The organism is Magnetofaba australis IT-1 (assembly GCF_002109495.1).
In the GTDB taxonomy this organism is placed as follows: Bacteria; Pseudomonadota; Magnetococcia; order Magnetococcales; family Magnetococcaceae; genus Magnetofaba; species Magnetofaba australis.
Genome location: NZ_LVJN01000013.1, coordinates 1 through 15,520, shown reverse-complemented (window position 1 = coordinate 15,520; position 15,520 = coordinate 1). Strand labels below are relative to the sequence as shown.

General features: G+C 59.9%; 17 protein-coding genes and 3 pseudogenes. 16 read left to right on the top strand and 4 right to left on the bottom strand.

The features are described 5' to 3' along the window. Nucleotides 1-139: 139 nt before the first annotated feature. Entirely contained in the window at nucleotides 140-805 is a 666-nt protein-coding gene (locus tag MAIT1_RS01560) for a DUF3489 domain-containing protein (RefSeq protein ID WP_085440261.1), read from the bottom strand. Between the two features lie 11 nt (nucleotides 806-816). Continuing rightward, nucleotides 817-1,014, bottom strand: coding sequence for a hypothetical protein (locus MAIT1_RS01555; protein ID WP_085440260.1), 198 nt, complete (start codon nucleotides 1,012-1,014; stop codon nucleotides 817-819). Nucleotides 1,015-1,109: 95 nt separating this feature from the next. On the opposite strand from MAIT1_RS01555, the pseudogene MAIT1_RS01550 reads away from it, so the two are divergent. The 6 genes and pseudogenes from MAIT1_RS01550 to MAIT1_RS01525 form a co-directional block, all read left to right on the top strand. Continuing rightward, nucleotides 1,110-1,502: pseudogene (locus tag MAIT1_RS01550) on the top strand (phage terminase large subunit family protein); the annotation flags it as partial. A 139-nt stretch (nucleotides 1,503-1,641) separates the two neighbouring features. Next, complete coding sequence (gene istA / locus MAIT1_RS01545) at nucleotides 1,642-3,141, top strand: IS21 family transposase (protein WP_143814595.1); 1,500 nt, start codon at nucleotides 1,642-1,644, stop codon at nucleotides 3,139-3,141. After that, nucleotides 3,138-3,938, top strand: a complete 801-nt coding sequence (gene istB, locus MAIT1_RS01540) for an IS21-like element helper ATPase IstB (RefSeq protein ID WP_085440234.1) — start codon at nucleotides 3,138-3,140, stop codon at nucleotides 3,936-3,938. The genes istA and istB overlap by 4 nt, the downstream gene beginning before the upstream one ends. A 256-nt stretch (nucleotides 3,939-4,194) precedes the next feature. Then, nucleotides 4,195-5,661 (top strand): annotated as a pseudogene (locus tag MAIT1_RS01535) (phage terminase large subunit family protein); the annotation flags it as partial. Between the two features lie 333 nt (nucleotides 5,662-5,994). After that, nucleotides 5,995-6,207, top strand: coding sequence for a phage head-tail joining protein (locus MAIT1_RS01530; RefSeq protein WP_085440258.1), 213 nt, complete (start codon nucleotides 5,995-5,997; stop codon nucleotides 6,205-6,207). Beyond that, complete coding sequence (locus MAIT1_RS01525) at nucleotides 6,208-7,692, top strand: phage portal protein (RefSeq protein WP_085440257.1); 1,485 nt, start codon at nucleotides 6,208-6,210, stop codon at nucleotides 7,690-7,692. Between the two features lie 30 nt (nucleotides 7,693-7,722). On the opposite strand, the gene MAIT1_RS01520 is transcribed toward MAIT1_RS01525, so the two are convergent. Beyond that, nucleotides 7,723-7,977, bottom strand: coding sequence for a DUF2798 domain-containing protein (locus MAIT1_RS01520; protein WP_198947770.1), 255 nt, complete (start codon nucleotides 7,975-7,977; stop codon nucleotides 7,723-7,725). Between the two features lie 66 nt (nucleotides 7,978-8,043). On the opposite strand from MAIT1_RS01520, the gene MAIT1_RS01515 reads away from it, so the two are divergent. From MAIT1_RS01515 to MAIT1_RS01475, 9 genes are all read left to right on the top strand, one after another. Then, nucleotides 8,044-9,291, top strand: a complete 1,248-nt coding sequence (locus MAIT1_RS01515) for a S49 family peptidase (protein WP_241893389.1) — start codon at nucleotides 8,044-8,046, stop codon at nucleotides 9,289-9,291. After that, nucleotides 9,291-9,665, top strand: a complete 375-nt coding sequence (locus tag MAIT1_RS01510) for a head decoration protein (protein WP_085440256.1) — start codon at nucleotides 9,291-9,293, stop codon at nucleotides 9,663-9,665. Before MAIT1_RS01515 ends, MAIT1_RS01510 begins: the two co-directional genes overlap by 1 nt. 2 nt (nucleotides 9,666-9,667) lie before the next feature. After that, nucleotides 9,668-10,681, top strand: coding sequence for a major capsid protein (locus tag MAIT1_RS01505; protein ID WP_085440255.1), 1,014 nt, complete (start codon nucleotides 9,668-9,670; stop codon nucleotides 10,679-10,681). A gap of 3 nt (nucleotides 10,682-10,684) precedes the next feature. Next, entirely contained in the window at nucleotides 10,685-10,993 is a 309-nt protein-coding gene (locus tag MAIT1_RS01500) for a head-tail joining protein (protein WP_085440254.1), read from the top strand. Next, nucleotides 10,990-11,637 carry a DUF6441 family protein gene (locus tag MAIT1_RS01495; protein WP_085440253.1) on the top strand — a complete coding sequence of 216 codons (648 nt, stop codon included), beginning with the start codon at nucleotides 10,990-10,992 and terminating at the stop codon, nucleotides 11,635-11,637. The genes MAIT1_RS01500 and MAIT1_RS01495 overlap by 4 nt, the downstream gene beginning before the upstream one ends. 133 nt (nucleotides 11,638-11,770) lie before the next feature. Further along, on the top strand, nucleotides 11,771-12,205 hold the full coding sequence (locus MAIT1_RS01490) for a hypothetical protein (RefSeq protein ID WP_085440252.1): 435 nt from the start codon (nucleotides 11,771-11,773) through the stop codon (nucleotides 12,203-12,205). 30 nt (nucleotides 12,206-12,235) lie between these two features. After that, complete coding sequence (locus MAIT1_RS01485) at nucleotides 12,236-13,183, top strand: phage tail tube protein (protein WP_085440251.1); 948 nt, start codon at nucleotides 12,236-12,238, stop codon at nucleotides 13,181-13,183. After that, entirely contained in the window at nucleotides 13,180-13,653 is a 474-nt protein-coding gene (locus MAIT1_RS01480; RefSeq protein WP_085440250.1) for a hypothetical protein, read from the top strand. The genes MAIT1_RS01485 and MAIT1_RS01480 overlap by 4 nt, the downstream gene beginning before the upstream one ends. A gap of 56 nt (nucleotides 13,654-13,709) precedes the next feature. Beyond that, nucleotides 13,710-13,895: a DUF7697 family protein gene (locus MAIT1_RS01475; protein ID WP_085440249.1), complete on the top strand. Its 186-nt coding sequence runs from the start codon at nucleotides 13,710-13,712 to the stop codon at nucleotides 13,893-13,895. A gap of 42 nt (nucleotides 13,896-13,937) precedes the next feature. Here the strand turns inward: MAIT1_RS01475 and MAIT1_RS01470 are convergent, their stop codons facing one another. Then, the gene (locus tag MAIT1_RS01470) at nucleotides 13,938-14,360 is read right to left on the bottom strand and encodes a bacteriohemerythrin (protein ID WP_085440248.1); all 423 of its coding nucleotides are present in this window, start codon (nucleotides 14,358-14,360) and stop codon (nucleotides 13,938-13,940) included. A gap of 124 nt (nucleotides 14,361-14,484) precedes the next feature. On the opposite strand from MAIT1_RS01470, the pseudogene MAIT1_RS01465 reads away from it, so the two are divergent. Continuing rightward, nucleotides 14,485-15,520 (top strand): annotated as a pseudogene (locus tag MAIT1_RS01465) (hypothetical protein); the annotation flags it as partial.

The window sequence follows — 15,520 nt, the reverse complement described above, 5'->3', positions numbered from 1 at the left end:
TGTGAAGTTGGACAACCTGTCAACCGATGGGGTGGAAGTCCATCCGAGCAATACTCTGAAGGTGCAGTGAGCGGCTGGAGCACGACCAGAGCAACCCGGTCAATTGGCCGGGTTGTCTGCTTTTAGGTGCGTGGAAGGGTCAGTCTTCAACGATGCGGTAGATCGTCCGTTTCCCTTGCTCATCGGTGACGCGCTCGCTGGTGACGTTGAGTCCAAGGCGTTTGCGCAGGGAGCCGGAGATGAAGCCTCTGATCGTGCTGGCCGACCATCCAGTCACCTCGGCAATCTGCTCAATGGTGGCGCCCTCAGGGCGTTTCATCAGTTCGATCGACTTGGCTTGCTTGGAGTCGGAGCGCGGTCCGCGCTTACCGCTGCGCTGTTTGGCGGCGGACATTCCCGCTTGGTAGGCGGCATCCAGGGCGCTCTTGATGGCCCAGACGCTGGTTTCATGAAAGTCGAGTCCATCGGAGTGGCGTGTCTCCAGCGTGTCGATGTCCAGGTGTTTAGAGGCGATCTCCTCAAAGAGCGCATCCTGTGACTCTGGCTTCGTCTCCGCAGGCTCCTTGCTTTCAGCTTTGGCCAGGAGTCGCTCCGGAGGTGTTTCGCCGATGGCTGCGTAGCCCACAGCGTTGAGTCGCCATTGCCCGCCATCCTCCTGTGTGATGACGCCGTGCTTGGCCAAGGCGTTCACGATCTTGATCGCTGCGCCGCCCTTCATACGGCTGGGCAGGGGGTGGACCGCGCCATCTTCGCGCAGTGCGGCGTTGACGAGGACGGTGAGTTGGGGGCTGGTCATTTTGTTCATGGTCATCTCCTTCAAATCCAATCGCTGCCGATGCGGGGAAGCAGGTCCCCTTCGTTGCCGGTGAAGTATTCGAGCCCTTCGAAAGCCTCCGGCTTGTCGATGATCACGCCGCCGGTGACGCGCAGGGCAACGCCGTGCTTGCGGGTCAGTTCTGCGAGCTCTTTGGCGAAGGCTTCCAGCTGCTGTTCTGTGGTTGGTTTTCTGTTCATTTTCAATCTCCTGGATGCGTTGTTGGCGTGACTCCATGTAGCCATACAAGCAAAGCGCTCATCCAGTCAAAACCGATGCAAATTCAATAAATAAGATGGCTCTGTCAGCGGCTCAGATCTATGAGGATGCGTTCCTCCAGGGGCTGATGCCAGACCCGCGTCTGACGGTCTCTGAATGGGCTGATGAACACCGCATGCTCTCGTCGGTGGCCTCGGGCGAACCTGGTCCTTGGCGAACCGATCGCACGCCCTACTTGAAGGAGATCATGGATTGCCTCTCGCCCAGCTCCCCGATTGAGCGGGTGGTGGCGATGTTCGGCAGCCAGCTGGGGAAAACGGAGTGCGGGCTGAATTGGGTGGGGTATGTGATCCACCATGCGCCGGGCCCGATGCTGATGGTGCAGCCCACGGTGGAGATGGCCAAGCGCTACTCCAAGCAGCGCGTGGGGCCACTGATCGAATCCAGCGAGGAGATTCGCGAGCGGGTGAATGAGAATGGCGCCGTAAAAATGCATCACTGAAACAGCTTGGATCGTCCAAAAATGGCGGTCCAAAAATCCCACACCAGAAAAAGCTCTCTAACTCAGAAAACTCAGTCATAGAGTTTCCGGGTCAGGGGGTGGGAGGATGTATTCAGTGAGCATGTACAGAGAAGTGCGTTTGGCGGTAACCAGAGGCGGGATGAGCAAGCGCAAGGCGGCGGAGACTTTTGAGCTGGATCCGCGCACGGTGCGCAAAATGATGGAGAACCCTGAGCCGCCAGGCTACCAGCGGAGCAAGCCGGTCAGATTGCCCAAACTGGGGCCGTTCACCGGGTTCATAGATCAGATTCTCAAGAACGATCTGGAGAAGATCAAGAAGGAGCGCCACACCGCGCAGCGGATATATGAACGGCTGCGCGATGAATACGGCTACGACGGGAAATATGGCGCGGTCAAGGAGTATGTGCGCGGCAAGCGTCTGCATCTGAAAGAGAAGTTTGTTCCCCTCAGCCATGCGCCCGGACACGCCCAGGTGGACTTTGGGCAAACGCACGGCGTGATCGGCGGCGTGGAGCGCAAGATCCACTTTTTCTGTATGAGTCTGCCCTACAGCGACGACAGCTTCGTTATGGGCTTCCCCGCGGAAACCACGGAAGCGTTTTGTGCGGGGCATAACGCCGCCTGTGATCACTTCGGCGGCGTTCCCCAAAGCATTCTGTACGACAACACCAGCATCGCCGTGGTCAAAGTTTACCGGGATGGTCGCCGAGATCTGACCGAAGAGATGATCCGGCTGCAATCCCATTACCTGTTCGATAGCCGCTTTGGCCGCCCGGCGCGAGGTAACGACAAAGGCAAGGTCGAGGGGCTGGTCGGCTACGCCCGACGCAACTTCATGGTCCCGGCTCCCCGCTTTGAATCGTTTGATGCGCTCAACGCTCACCTGCGCCAGAAATGCCTGGAGCGTCGTCAACAGACATTGCGAGGCTGTCAGCGGAGTATCGGAGAACGATTTTCCACAGACCAGGCGGCGTTCCTGCCGCTGCCGCCAATTCCCTACGACGCTTGCGAGAAGGTGAGCGCCAAGGTCACATCCCAGGCGCTGGTGCGCTATCGAACCAATGACTATTCGGTTCCGGTGCGTTATGGCTTTCACGATGTGCAGGTGCGGGGCTACATCCACGAAGTGGTGATCGCCTGTGGCGCTGAGGTGATTGCCCGGCATCCACGCTCCTATGCGCGTGAGGACGCCATCTATGACCCCTTGCACTATCTGGCGCTGCTGGAGGAGAAACCCAGGGCGCTGGATCAAGCCGCCCCGTTGCAAGGATGGGAACTGCCAGATGAGTTCGCCACCTTGCGCCGTCTGATGGAGTCCCGCCTGGGTAAAAAGGGCAAGCGGGAATATATTCAGGTTCTGCGCCTATTGGAGACGTTCTCCTTTGAACAGGTCCATTTTGCCGTGCAACAGGCGTTGAAGTTGGGCGCCATTGGCTTTGAGGCGGTCAAACATCTGCTGATCCGGCACATTGAACAACGTCCGCTCCGTTTGGATCTGTCCCGATATCCCTTTTTGCCCGAAGTGCATGTGGCGCGTACATCCGCCAGGGATTACGCCGCGTTGACGTCAGGAGAGCAGCGATGAACGACTCTCCGCAGATCCTCCTGGCGCACCACCTCAAAGCGCTCAAACTGCCCACATTTTATCGAGAATATGAAAAGATCGCCAAACAGTGCGCGGCGGAAGGCGTTGATCATAGCCGATACCTGCTGCGACTGAGCGAACTGGAGTTGATTGAGCGGGAGCGGCGCATGGTGGAGCGACGTATCAAACAAGCCCGGTTTCCCACCATCAAGAGCCTGGACTCCTTTGATTTCCTGGCCATGCCCTCATTGAACAAGGTTCTGGTGATGGAGCTGGCGCGTTGCGAATACATTCAGCGCCGAGCCAATATCATCGCCTTGGGCAACAGCGGAACCGGGAAAACCCATATTGCGTTGGGATTGGGCCTGGCCGCCTGTCAGCAGGGGTTGGCGGTTGGCTTCACCACTGCTGCGTCGCTGGTACACCAGTTGATGGAGGCGCGCGACGAAAAGCAGCTGCAGCGTTTCCAGAGTCAGTTGAGTAAACACAAGCTGTTGATCATCGACGAATTGGGCTTCGTCCCACTCTCCAAAACGGGGGCTGAGCTGCTCTTTGAGGTGATCAGCCAGCGCTATGAGCAGGGTTCAGTGATGGTGACCAGCAACCTGCCGTTCGAGGAGTGGACGGAGGTCTTCGGCTCCGAGCGCCTCACCGGCGCCCTGCTGGATCGGTTGACCCATCATGTCCACATCCTGGAGATGAACGGCGAAAGCTATCGACTGAATCAAAGCAAACGGCAAAAGCGCGCTGCAGAAACAAAAGCTTCCTGCTCAAATAGCAAAACCGACCCTTCCTGAAACTGGCGATCCTGCCCACTTGCGGCTCCGGGAGAGGCGGACGCTCCGCTATCCCTGTGGAAAACGAAAACACGTTTCCCACAGGTCTGCCGCCTCTCCCTCATTCTGAATCTCAAGTGTGTTGAAAAGATGTTTTTGTTCGTTTTTTTAAAGACAAAGGAAAACGGCAAACCCCGTTGTGCGCTACGCGCCCAACCAATGCCCAAGTGATGCATTATTGCGGCGCCATGGTGCTGCATTTTTCGGGCGCCATTGACAGGTGAAACCGGCGCGCAGCCGGGACTCTGGCAACACGGTGCTGAGCAAGGAGTTCCCAGGCGGCATCCTGCTGATGACGGGCGCCAATAGCGCAGTGGGATTATCGTCGGCGCCGATCCGCTATCTGTTCATGGATGAGGTGGATCGCTTTCCTGGCGATGCGGATGGGGAGGGAGATCCGGTGGCGCTTGCGATTCAGCGCACCGCCAACTTCTCCAACCGCAAGGTGCTGCTCACCAGCACGCCGACCATCAAAGGCTTTAGCAGAGTCGAGGCGGCCTACGCCGAGAGCGATCAGCGGCAGTTCTGGGTTCCTTGCCCAGCATGCGGGGGATTTCAGGTTTTATCGTGGGCGCAGGTGAAGTGGCCAAAGGGGCGTCGTGCCGATGCCCATTATGAGTGCGCGCACTGCCAGGCGGAGATTCAGGATTATCAAAAGGGGTGGATGCTGGAGAACGGCGTCTGGCGCGCCGCAGCAGAAGGCAATGGAAGGACCGCAGGCTTTCACCTCTCCAGCCTCTATTCTCCCCACGGATGGACCTCTTGGGGGGACATCGCAGCAGAACACGGGTTGGTCCATAAAGACCCCTCTCGCCTGAAGGTGTGGGTCAACACCAAACTGGGCGAAACCTGGGAGGAGGACGCCGATCGGGTCGATGGCGAAGGGTTGCTGGCGCGCCGTGAGGATTGGGGTGAGTTAATCCCTTCGGATGTCGCGGTGCTTACCGCGGGGATCGACGTTCAGGACGACCGGTTGGAGATGGAGATCGTTGGCTGGGGACGCGACGAGGAGTCCTGGAGCATCGACTACAGGGTGCTGTGGGGCGATCCCTCATCTCCAGCGGTGTGGGAGGACCTGGACAATCTGCTGCGCCGACCTCTGCCTCACAGCCGCCAGTTGCCCGACATAACCATTCGCGCCGCCGCTATCGATACGGGTGGTCACCACACCCTTAAGTCCTACGCTTTCTGCCGTTCACGTCAGGGTCGGAGAGTCTGGGCCATCAAGGGCCGAGGGGGCATGGGGGTGCCAATCTGGCCGCGCAAGCCATCGACCCGGAACAAGGGCAAGGTGCCGCTGTTCATCGTTGGCGTAGACGCCTGCAAGGAGGCGATTCTCTCGCGCCTGCGCATAGAGGAGGCGGGGCCCGGATATCTGCACTTTCCCATGGGGCGGGAGGCCGACTACTTCAAGCAACTCACCGCAGAGTCGGTGGTGACGCGCTACCACAAGGGCCGCCCCATTCGCGAATGGAAGAAACGCGACTCCGATCGCAACGAGGCGCTGGATTGCCGCGTTTATGGCATGGCCGCTCTACAGGGGCTCATTGCCATGGGGTTCCGCCTCAATCACGAGGTCGAGCGAATCGCTGAGGTTCCGTTGAAAGACGCGCTTAAGCCATCAGGGCCAGTGATTGCCAGGGCCAAGCCCCAGCGCAGAGTCATCCGTTCCAGTTGGATGTGAGCTACTGCGTCACGCGCGGCAATTGGCTGAGTCGCGCCGCGTAGCTCGACGGATCATAGGGACGTCCGGTCTCACTCATCATGGTTGCTTCGCGCATCAGCACGGTGGCCATGAGACGCTTTGCCTCGGAGTCATCGAAGCCGCTCTGAACCAGCCGGGCGTAGGTGGATTTGACGATTGGCGGGGTGTTCTTCTCGATTTGGTCACGACGACGGAGACCATCCCAGAGATGGCCTGTGGATTCATAGACGTCATTGTCTTGCTCCCTGTGTTTATTGATCTCCCTGTCATCGGGAGTTGGAATGATTCTGCCCCTGCTCGCCGGAGGAGTCCATGGCCGACATCACCGAGTTGCAACTGCGACGGGACAAGCTGTTGGAAAAGCTTGAATCGCTGCAGAGCAGGGTCAGCTATGGCGACAAGTCCGTGCAGTACGATCTGACTCAAGTGCAGAGCGCCCTGGATATCCTCGATCGTGAGATCGCGCGCAGCAGCGACAAACGCATAATCCGTCACCTGCGCGTGCGCAGCCGGAAGGATCTGTAGATGGGGCTGCTCAAACGCTTGTTTGGCGGGTTCCCCAAGAGCAGGGCCGGATACGAGGGCGCCGCCTCTGGCCGGAGGCTGGGCAACTGGCAGCCGGGAGACGCCGGGGCCAATGCGCTGCTGTTCCGCGACGCTTCGCTCATGCGCGCACGCTCCCGTGACCTGGTGCGGCGCAACGCCTGGGCGAGCAACGCCGTGGACTCCCTGGTCGGCAATTTGGTGGGCACAGGCATCAAGCCGCAGTCCACGGTGAGCGACCCGCAGATCAAGGCGCAGATTCAATCCCTGTGGCTGGCCTGGACCCGTGAGGCGGACGCCCACGGCATGCTGGGGTTCTACGGACTCCAGGCGCTGGCGGCGCGCGCTATGATTGAAGGCGGTGAGGTGCTGGTGCGCCTGCGCAATCGCGATGCGCGCGATGGCCTCATTGTGCCGTTGCAACTCCAAGTCTTGGAGCCCGAGCACCTTCCCAGCGCCGATATGCGGGATTTCCCCAACGGCCACCGCGTTCGCGCGGGCATTGAGTTCGACAAGATCGGTCGCCGCGTCGCCTACCACCTGTTGCGCGAGCACCCAGGCGAGATGCCGCTGTATGCCAGAGCAGGGGACGCCTCTCGTGTCCCAGCCAGTGAGGTGTGTCACATCTTCAAACCACTGCGTCCCGGCCAACTTCGAGGCGAGCCGTGGATGGCGCAGGCTCTGGTGCGTCTGCATGAGTTGGATCAATACGACGACGCCGAGTTGGTGAGAAAGAAGACCGCCGCGCTCATCGCCGGATTCATCACCAAGCCCGATCCCGAACTGGGGGTCGGGGGCGAGGAGGGGCTGGAAGCTGATGATGAGGGCGCGGCGCCGGTCACCTGGGCGCCGGGAACCATGCAGGTTCTGTTGCCCGGCGAGGATGTGAAGTTCTCCGACCCTGCTGACGTGGGAGGTCAATACGGCGAGTTCATGCGCACCCAGTTGCGCGCCGTTGCGGTGGGGCTGGGTCTGACCTATGAGCAACTCACCGGCGACCTGACCGGCGTAAACTACTCCTCCATTCGCGCGGGGATGGTGGAGTTTCGTCGCCGCATGGAGCAGATCCAGCGCATGGTGCTGATTCACCAGATGTGCCGCCCCATCTGGGAGCGATGGATGGATCAGGCGGTGTTGTCCGGCGCTTTGCAGCTTCCTGACTATCCCAAGCGCCGCCGGGAGTACCAGGCGGTGAAGTGGATTCCCCAGGGCTGGCAGTGGGTGGACCCGCAAAAAGAGTTCAACGCCATCATCTGGGCGATCCGCGCTGGTCTGCTGAGCCGCGCCGAAGCGGTCTCCACCTACGGCTACGACATTGAGGAGATCGACCGGGAGATCGCTGCGGACAACCAACGCGCCGATGAGCTGGGACTGGTGTTTGACTCCGATGCGCGGCGCACATCCCGTTCTGGGGTGTCACGGGATTCAGGGCAATCTGACCCAGAACTTGTTGACCTGGAAGAGTAATTGAGACGTGTCCAAGTTGGACGCGTCGCATTAATAGAGTCTGTCCTCGGTGAGACGCTGCACCAAACGCCTGATGATTGGCGCTACGATCATCGCCAGGGGAAAGGCCACAACAAACGCAACGCTAAAAGCGCGCAGCCACAGCGCAACGAAGTTCTCCACAAAACCGATATTGATGGCCGTCAAGACCATCGACATGAAGAAGCTCATGGTCAGCGCCATGAAGAAGGCAAACAGAAGTGGCGCAAATCTCTTTCTGATTTTCAAAATATCCGCCCCGAACACTTACACAATCCAAACGCTGCATGTCGCCATCATTCAAAAGTTGGCGACCAGTATAGGAATCTATCCATGAACAGACAATTGCCCCACATGGCTGCTCGGGTGCTGGGCGCGCCGTTGATGGTGGACCGCGCGCGGTTGGAGACCATCCTCTCGGTGCTGGGGCCGCGCATCGACATCGAGCCAACCACCATGGCCACTGGATTTGGTGAGTCGGATGGAGCGACCAATACGGTGATCACGCCCAATGGCATCGCCGTCGTTCCGATCGACGGCACGCTGGTCAAACGCGCGGGCGCCATTGACGCCGCCTCGGGCCTGGTCTCCTACGCCGCCATCGAGGAGCGCATCCTCGACGCCGCCACGGATCCGGCGGTGAAAGCGATTCTGCTGGATATCGACTCTCCCGGCGGCGAGGTGGGTGGCGTGTTTGACCTGGCTGCGCTGATCCGTGAGGCTGGTCAGGAGAAACCCATCTGGGCGCTGGCCGACGACGCCTTTTCGGCTGCGTACCTCATCGCCTCCTGCGCGCATCGCATCATTGTCCCGCAGACAGCAGGCGTCGGCTCCATCGGCGTCATAGCTGTGCATGTGGACGAATCACAGAAAGACGCCAAAGAGGGGCGCGCCTACACCACGGTGTTTGCCGGGGCCCACAAGAATGACTTCTCCAGCCACGCGCCGCTGTCTGATTTGGCAAAGAGCCATCTGCAACAGGAGGTGGACCGGCTCTACGGCAAGTTTGTCGGCGCTGTGGCTGAAGGACGCGGTGTTCAGGAATCCGCCATACGCGCCACCGAGGCCGGACTCTTCTTCGGCGAGAACGCCGTATCCGCCGGACTGGCCGACCAGGTCGGAACCATACGCGACGCCCTGGCCGGGCTCACCGCGCTACTCCATTCCCCAAAACGCACCTTTGTTCAGAAATTGGAGGCCAACATGCCCATTGATGAAACGCACAAGGCGGAAGACTCGCCGCCGCAGGCGCAAACCGACCCCAACAACATCATCGACCTGGAGCAGGCGCGAGAGGAGAAAGCCTCCCAGATGCGCGGCGAAGCCAAGGTCATTGTCGACCTCTGCGCCCTGGCGGACCTGCCCGATCTGGCGGGCGGCTACATCGCCGAAGGTTTCTCCGCTGATCAGGTGCGCCAAGAGTTGCTGGCCAAGCGAGCAGCGTCGAGCGGCGCTGAAATCCACTCTGAGGTGATGCCAGGCGACGGGACTCACGCCAATCCAGCCCAGAGCCTCACTCACAACCCTCTAGTGGCCTCCTGCCAGAGCCTCGCCAAACGTCACGCCATGGGAGGTGAATGATGCCTGCTCTTTCCGAAAGCAACAATCTGGGCGACCTGCTCAAGTATGAAGCGCCCCAGTTCTACAGCCGACAGACCGTTACTGTCACCGATGGCCAGACCCTCTCCTTGGGGAGTGTGGTGGGGGTGGTGTCCGCGACGGGAAACATCCAAGCCCTGGATCCCGCAGCCGTTGACGGCACAGAAGTCGCCGCCGGGGTAATGATTCAGGACGCTGCGCCCTCCGGCGCCGATGGCGAGGGACTATTGATTGCGCGCCACGCCATTGTGGCGGACCACGCACTGGTCTGGCCTGTCGGGATTACGGAAAACGAAAAAGCCAGCGCCACCGGCCAACTTATCAAAGCGGGCATTCTGGTCCGCCAAGGAGTCTAACCATGGCTTTGTCCGCCAACCCCTTCTCCAATGACGCCTTCAACGCCATTGCGCTCACGGCGGGAATCAACATACTGCCCAACCGCTACGGCAAGTTGGAATCCATCAACCTCATGCCCACCAAGCCGGTGCGTCTGCGCAATATCGCCATTGAAGAGCGCAACGGCGTGCTCTCCCTGCTGCCCACCGCTACGGTGGGGACTCAGGGCACGGTGGGTAAGCGCGGCAAGCGCGCCGTGCGCTCCTTTGTGATCCCGCACATTCCCCATGATGACGTGGTGCTCCCCGAAGAGGTGCAGGGCATCCGCGCCTTCGGCTCCGAGGGAGAACTGACCGCGCTCTCCGAAGTGCTGGCGATGCATCTGCAATCCATGCGCGATAAGCACGCCATCACCCTGGAGCATCTGCGCATGGGCGCCCTCAAGGGCGAGATCCTTGATGCCGACGGCTCGGTCATCTACAACCTCTACACCGAATTCGGCATCACCGCTAAGAGCATCAACTTCGCTCTGGATGTGGATGCCACCGACGTCAAAGCCAAGTGTCTGGAGCTCAAGCGTCACTTGGAGGATAATCTCCGGGGCGAGTTCATGACCGGCGTGCATGTGCTGGTATCCGCCGAGTTCTTCGACGCTTTGACCAGCCACCCCAAGGTGGAGGCGGCCTATGAGCGCTGGCAGCAGGGCGAGGCGCTGCGCAGCGACATGCGTTCCGGCTTCACCTTCGCGGGCGTGACCTTTGAGGAGTATCGAGGTCAGGCCACCGACCCCGACGGCAATGTGCGCCGATTCATCGCTGATGGGGAGGGGCACGCCTTTCCGGTGGGGACCAGCCAGACCTTTTGCACATACTTCGCCCCGGCGGACTTCAATGAGTCGGTCAATACTCTGGGCCAGCCGCTCTACGCCAAGCAGGAGCCGCGCAAGTTTGAGCGTGGGACCGATCTGCACACCCAGTCCAACCCGCTGCCCATGTGCCATCGACCTGCGGTGTTGGTGAAGGTGACGGCGGCCTGAGCCATGTCCATTTTCAATCTGTCGGTGGACGCCGTATTCGATGCCTTCGGCGTCGCCGCCACTTACACCCCAGCCAATGGTGATCCCGCCACTACCATCACCGTGCTGGCCAAGCGTCCGGACGAGGTGGTGGGCTTTGGGGAGACGCGCATTGCGGCGGAGATCTCTCTGTTTGAGATTCGCGCCAGCGATGTCGCCAGCCCGGAGGCGGGAGACGTCATCACCCTGAATGGTATCAACTACACAGTTCAGGGAACGCCGATGCGCGACGTTGAGCGGCTCACCTGGACCTTGGAGGCGTTCATCTCATGAGGCTCGCCACCACCGTTCTCGGCTCCATCCGTCAGGACATGGAGCGAGATCTAAGAGAGATCAATCGCGCCGTAGTCGATGGCGTACGTGACTCCGGCAAAGGGTTGAAGCAGGATCTGGCTAAGCAAATAGTCTCTGCCGGGCTGGGGGCGAGACTCTCACGCTCTTGGCGGAGTCGCATTTTTCGCAACCAAGGCCTCAACGCCGCCTCCATGGTTTGGTCCAAGGCCCCACACATCGTGAGCGCATTCGATCGTGGCGTGGTGATTCGGGGGCGCAATAGCCGCTGGTTGGCGATTCCCACGCCGCAGGCGCCCAAGCGTGGCGTTGATCGTAAACGCATCCATCCGGGCAACTTCCCAGAATCCAGATTTGGAAAGCTCCGGTTCGTCTATCGCCCAGGCCGCTCATCGCTATTGGTCGTGGATGGGGTGCGCATCAGCGCCAAGACGGGGAGGGTGGGGCGACAGCTGAAAGGCGGGATGTACACAAAGTCTGGGCGCTTGAAGTCCGGTGTGTCGACGGTGGTGATGTTCGTGATGGTCCCGCAGGTGCGGCTGCGCAAGCGGCTGGATGTAAAGCTGGTGGCGCAGCAGTGGGCGGGGCGTTTGCCCAGCGTGATAGATAGCGCGTTATCGAGATAGGAGAGCCCAGCCAAGGTGAAAGCCAACGCTCTTGTTGTCCACTGGGGCCTTCTGTGTGTGTCCGAGGCTCCCCTGGCTGGGCAAAGGTCTGATCCAGATTCAGTATATCACTGACGCGTGCGGGTAGGGGAAAATGTCGTCGAAAACTGAGCGAATTCTCCAGGCGCTGCACTCCCTGCTCAAAGCCATCCCCAGCGCCACAGTGTTGCGCAATGCTGCGCTGCCCACGCGCATTCCAGCAGACGGTCTGATCATCTTGCGCGACGGCGACCCTGGTGAGCCCGATCTGTCACTGGGCGGGGTAGGGGGCTGCTACTACCAGCATCAGGTCGAGATAGAAATCATCGTGCAGCACGGTGATGCAGCCCAAAGGCAGAGCAGGTTCGACGAACTGCTGTTGGCCGTTGCAGAGGCGTTGGACGCCGATTCCACTCTGGGCGGCCTGATATACGGCATGACCTATGGTCGCCCGGCTATCCAGTTGGAACACGAAGAGGGCGCCGCGCCTCTCCTGGGCGGCATCATCGAACTGACCCTCGACTACGAGACTTCTTCTCCAATTTCCTGAATAACAACCCGATAGACGAGAGGATTCGACATGGCCCGCAGCTATGGCTCGAACGCTACCCTATTGCTTAAACGGGAGGGCAGCTACGGCTCCATCCCCACGGGCGACTACATCCAGATGCCCTTCAACCGCTGCACCCTGAGTAGCGAGCAGGGGCTGATTGTCGATCCAGTGCTGGGTCAGGGACGTGACCCTCTGTCGCCGCTCCAGGATGTCATCAACGACGAAGGCGACATCGTCGTGCCCATGGACGTGCGCTATCTGGGCCTCTGGCTGACGGCGCTTTTGGGCGATCCGGTCACTACCGGCGTGGGACCTTATACGCATGAGTTTCACTCTGGCGGCGCATCCATCCCCAGCTACAGCGTGGAGGTGGGACTCTCCCAGGCGTCCTCTTTCTTCATGCACCAGGGCGTAAAGGTCAACACCCTGGCCTTGGAGTTTCAGCGCTCCGGCGCGGCGGCGGCAACGCTGGGCGTCATTGCCCAGGGCGAAACCCGCAACGGAACCTCCCAAGGCGGCACGCCTACTACGCTCACCTTCAACCGTATCAGCCAGTTCCAGGGCAGCATCAAGCGCAGCGGGACGCTCATCGCCAATCTCACGGCGGGTTCGCTGACCTACTCCAACAATCTGGAGAAGATCGAGACCATCCGCAATGACGGACTCATCGATGGCGCCGATCCCACCATCGCTGCGCTCACCGGCAAGATCGATGTGCGCTTTGCTGACACCACGCTTGTTGATCTGGCATCAAACGGCACGCCGGTGGATCTACAGTTCGCCTATACCATCGACGCCGACAACAGCGTGGTATTCGACTGCCACGAGGTCTATTTGCCCAAACCCAAGCTCACTGTGGATGGCCCCGGCGGGGTGCAGGCCAGTTTCGATTTCCAAGGGGCAAAGAACGCCACGGCGGGGCGCATGCTCACCGTGACCCTCACCAACGACGAAGATGGGAGCGTGTACCTGTGATTAGCCTTTCTCAGCCCAAAGAGCCGTTTGATTTGGACCTGCCCTACGGCGTGACGGTGACGGTCAAACCCCTCACCACCGCCGCCATGTCGCTGTGTCAGACCGCCGCACGCCGACGTTTGGAGCGGGAGTATCCCGAAGCCGAGGAAGGCGAGCAGCGCGAGGGGCTATTCCACGCCTATCTGATCCAAGAACTGGCGACCAATCACATCACCGCGTGGAGCGGCGTCGGTAATGACAATGGCGGTGAAGCACCACTCAATCGCCAGAACGTCATGGCATTGATGGACCGCTACCCCATGGGTGAACGGTTCTATCAGCTCTTTACCTTCCACCAAGTGATGCTCAATGCCGCAAAAAACGGATCCGCGCCCTCTGCCGATGGCATTTCCAGCCCGGCGGAGGGCCAGGGTACTGCCGAGAGTGTGCTGATCGCGGCGAGCCCTGCGCCCGAGGTCAGCCCGGACTGAACGGAAAGCTCTGCCCCAGCCGGGAGCACGCGCCGCGAACTATCGAGGAGCAGCAGGTGTTTGATGTCATCCTCGCCTGTCAGAGCCAGTTGCGAGTCGCGCCATCGGGGCAGGTTCTTGGGCTCGACATGAGCGTGGCGTTGCAGATGGCGGATGCCATGGAGTTGGAGCACGGTACGGCAGCGGAGTTACTGCCCTGGGCGGAGATGGGCATGCGTGAAGGATCCTGTGCTGCTAAATGAGCAGAGGGGAAATCTCGGAAAAGATTGATGTTGAGTGCTTTCTTACTCTTTCAGTCCAAGGGTCTTGGCATATTCAAAATCTCTACCCTGGATGTGCTGAACCATCCAGTTCCGCAGGAAATGCTCAAGATTGGAACCGCTGTTTCTGGCCTTTCCTTCGACTATGGCAAATTTAAAATCAATGACCTGGCGCAAAAGCTCGTTGTGCACAACGCGATGCTGATCGAGGTCTTTATAGCCGCTCTCTTTCAAAAAACTCTCTTCATGGTTGAAGTGAGTGTGCGTGTAATCAATCAGTTCATTGACGATTGTTTCAGCCAGTTGATCAGAAGAATCGAGAAAGGTCGCTGCATACAGCCGATTGATCATATCCATTAGGATTTTATGTTCAGAGTCAATCGTGTCATTCCCGACACTTAGAGCAGAGGTCCATTCGATCATGTTGTCATAATCATCGTAAGACATTGAAACCCCCTGTTTGCCGTTTAGGTCATTTGATCGTTTTTTAATGCCGCTATGTCGTGTGGAGCATCATAAGCGATTGCCTAGCCGATATCAAATGTAACACGATGAGAAAGTATGAAGAAAAGTGACCCGCACCCAGCACAGCTACAGCATCCGCCTGTCCGTTGAGCAGGGCGGCAAGGTCAAAGCCGAACTGGCCGACATCGGCGCCAGAGGTGAAAGCTCCTTCAAGCGCATCCGCACCTCCAGCAATGACGCCTCCCGTGGTCTCGAATCCCTCACCAGCCGCGCCACCTCCCTGCATACCAATATCTCCCGCCTTACTGGCATTATCGCCGGACTCACCGCTGCGGGCGGTCTCACCGCCCTGGCCAATCGCGCCATCACCGCCGCTGACGCCATCGGCAAAACCGCAGACCGTATCGGCGTGGGCGTGGAGTCGCTCCAGGCTTTGCGCTATGCCGCCGACTCGGCGGGCGTCTCCCAGCAGACTCTGGAAATGGCGTTACAACGCTTTGGCCGTCGCGCCGCCGAGGCCGCCCAGGGAACCGGGGAAGCCAAAGCCGCGCTCCGTGAGTTAGGCATCTCGGTCCGGGATGCTGGCGGCAATGTCCGTGATACGGAAGACCTTCTCCTCGACGCCGCCGATGCGCTCAAAGGTGTCGAGAACCAGTCCGACCGGGTGCGTTTGGCGTTTAAGCTGTTCGACTCCGAGGGCGTCAAGCTGTTGCAGATGTTGCAGAACGGCTCTGAGGCGATGCGCGAGACCATGCAGCGCGCGCGGGATCTGGGCATCGTGCTGGAAGAGGAACTGATTCGCAACGCCGAAGATGCGCGCAATGAGCTGGATACCTTGGCCAGGGTGCTCGACGCCAATCTCTCTCGCGCCCTGCTGAATCTGGCTCCGGCCATCAGCGACGCCTCCACTTGGCTGTCAGACCTAGCCAGCGATGCCGGGGTCGCGTATGAGAAATTCAAAGCCATCGTCACCGGCGACACCAACTTCGAGAATCTCAGTATGCGCGCGGTGGCGGCTACGGTGCGGGAGTACCGAGAGGAGGTGGAGTCGCTCCAAAAGGTCATCCAGAGCAACGAGACCTATCGTGACATGTTTCCCCATGCGCCGGACCGCATGAGCGAGGGGCGTTGGACGGTTTGCG

Excerpts from the sequence above, each read along its gene's own strand:
- MAIT1_RS01560 (WP_085440261.1), bottom strand. The coding sequence starts at position 805 with ATGAACAAAATGACCAGCCCCCAACTCACCGTCCTCGTCAACGCCGCA.
- MAIT1_RS01555 (WP_085440260.1), bottom strand. The coding sequence starts at position 1,014 with ATGAACAGAAAACCAACCACAGAACAGCAGCTGGAAGCCTTCGCCAAA.
- istA (WP_143814595.1), top strand. The coding sequence starts at position 1,642 with ATGTATTCAGTGAGCATGTACAGAGAAGTGCGTTTGGCGGTAACCAGA.
- istB (WP_085440234.1), top strand. The coding sequence starts at position 3,138 with ATGAACGACTCTCCGCAGATCCTCCTGGCGCACCACCTCAAAGCGCTC.
- MAIT1_RS01530 (WP_085440258.1), top strand. The coding sequence starts at position 5,995 with ATGGCCGACATCACCGAGTTGCAACTGCGACGGGACAAGCTGTTGGAA.
- MAIT1_RS01525 (WP_085440257.1), top strand. The coding sequence starts at position 6,208 with ATGGGGCTGCTCAAACGCTTGTTTGGCGGGTTCCCCAAGAGCAGGGCC.
- MAIT1_RS01515 (WP_241893389.1), top strand. The coding sequence starts at position 8,044 with ATGAACAGACAATTGCCCCACATGGCTGCTCGGGTGCTGGGCGCGCCG.
- MAIT1_RS01510 (WP_085440256.1), top strand. The coding sequence starts at position 9,291 with ATGCCTGCTCTTTCCGAAAGCAACAATCTGGGCGACCTGCTCAAGTAT.
- MAIT1_RS01505 (WP_085440255.1), top strand. The coding sequence starts at position 9,668 with ATGGCTTTGTCCGCCAACCCCTTCTCCAATGACGCCTTCAACGCCATT.
- MAIT1_RS01500 (WP_085440254.1), top strand. The coding sequence starts at position 10,685 with ATGTCCATTTTCAATCTGTCGGTGGACGCCGTATTCGATGCCTTCGGC.
- MAIT1_RS01495 (WP_085440253.1), top strand. The coding sequence starts at position 10,990 with ATGAGGCTCGCCACCACCGTTCTCGGCTCCATCCGTCAGGACATGGAG.
- MAIT1_RS01490 (WP_085440252.1), top strand. The coding sequence starts at position 11,771 with ATGTCGTCGAAAACTGAGCGAATTCTCCAGGCGCTGCACTCCCTGCTC.
- MAIT1_RS01485 (WP_085440251.1), top strand. The coding sequence starts at position 12,236 with ATGGCCCGCAGCTATGGCTCGAACGCTACCCTATTGCTTAAACGGGAG.
- MAIT1_RS01470 (WP_085440248.1), bottom strand. The coding sequence starts at position 14,360 with ATGTCTTACGATGATTATGACAACATGATCGAATGGACCTCTGCTCTA.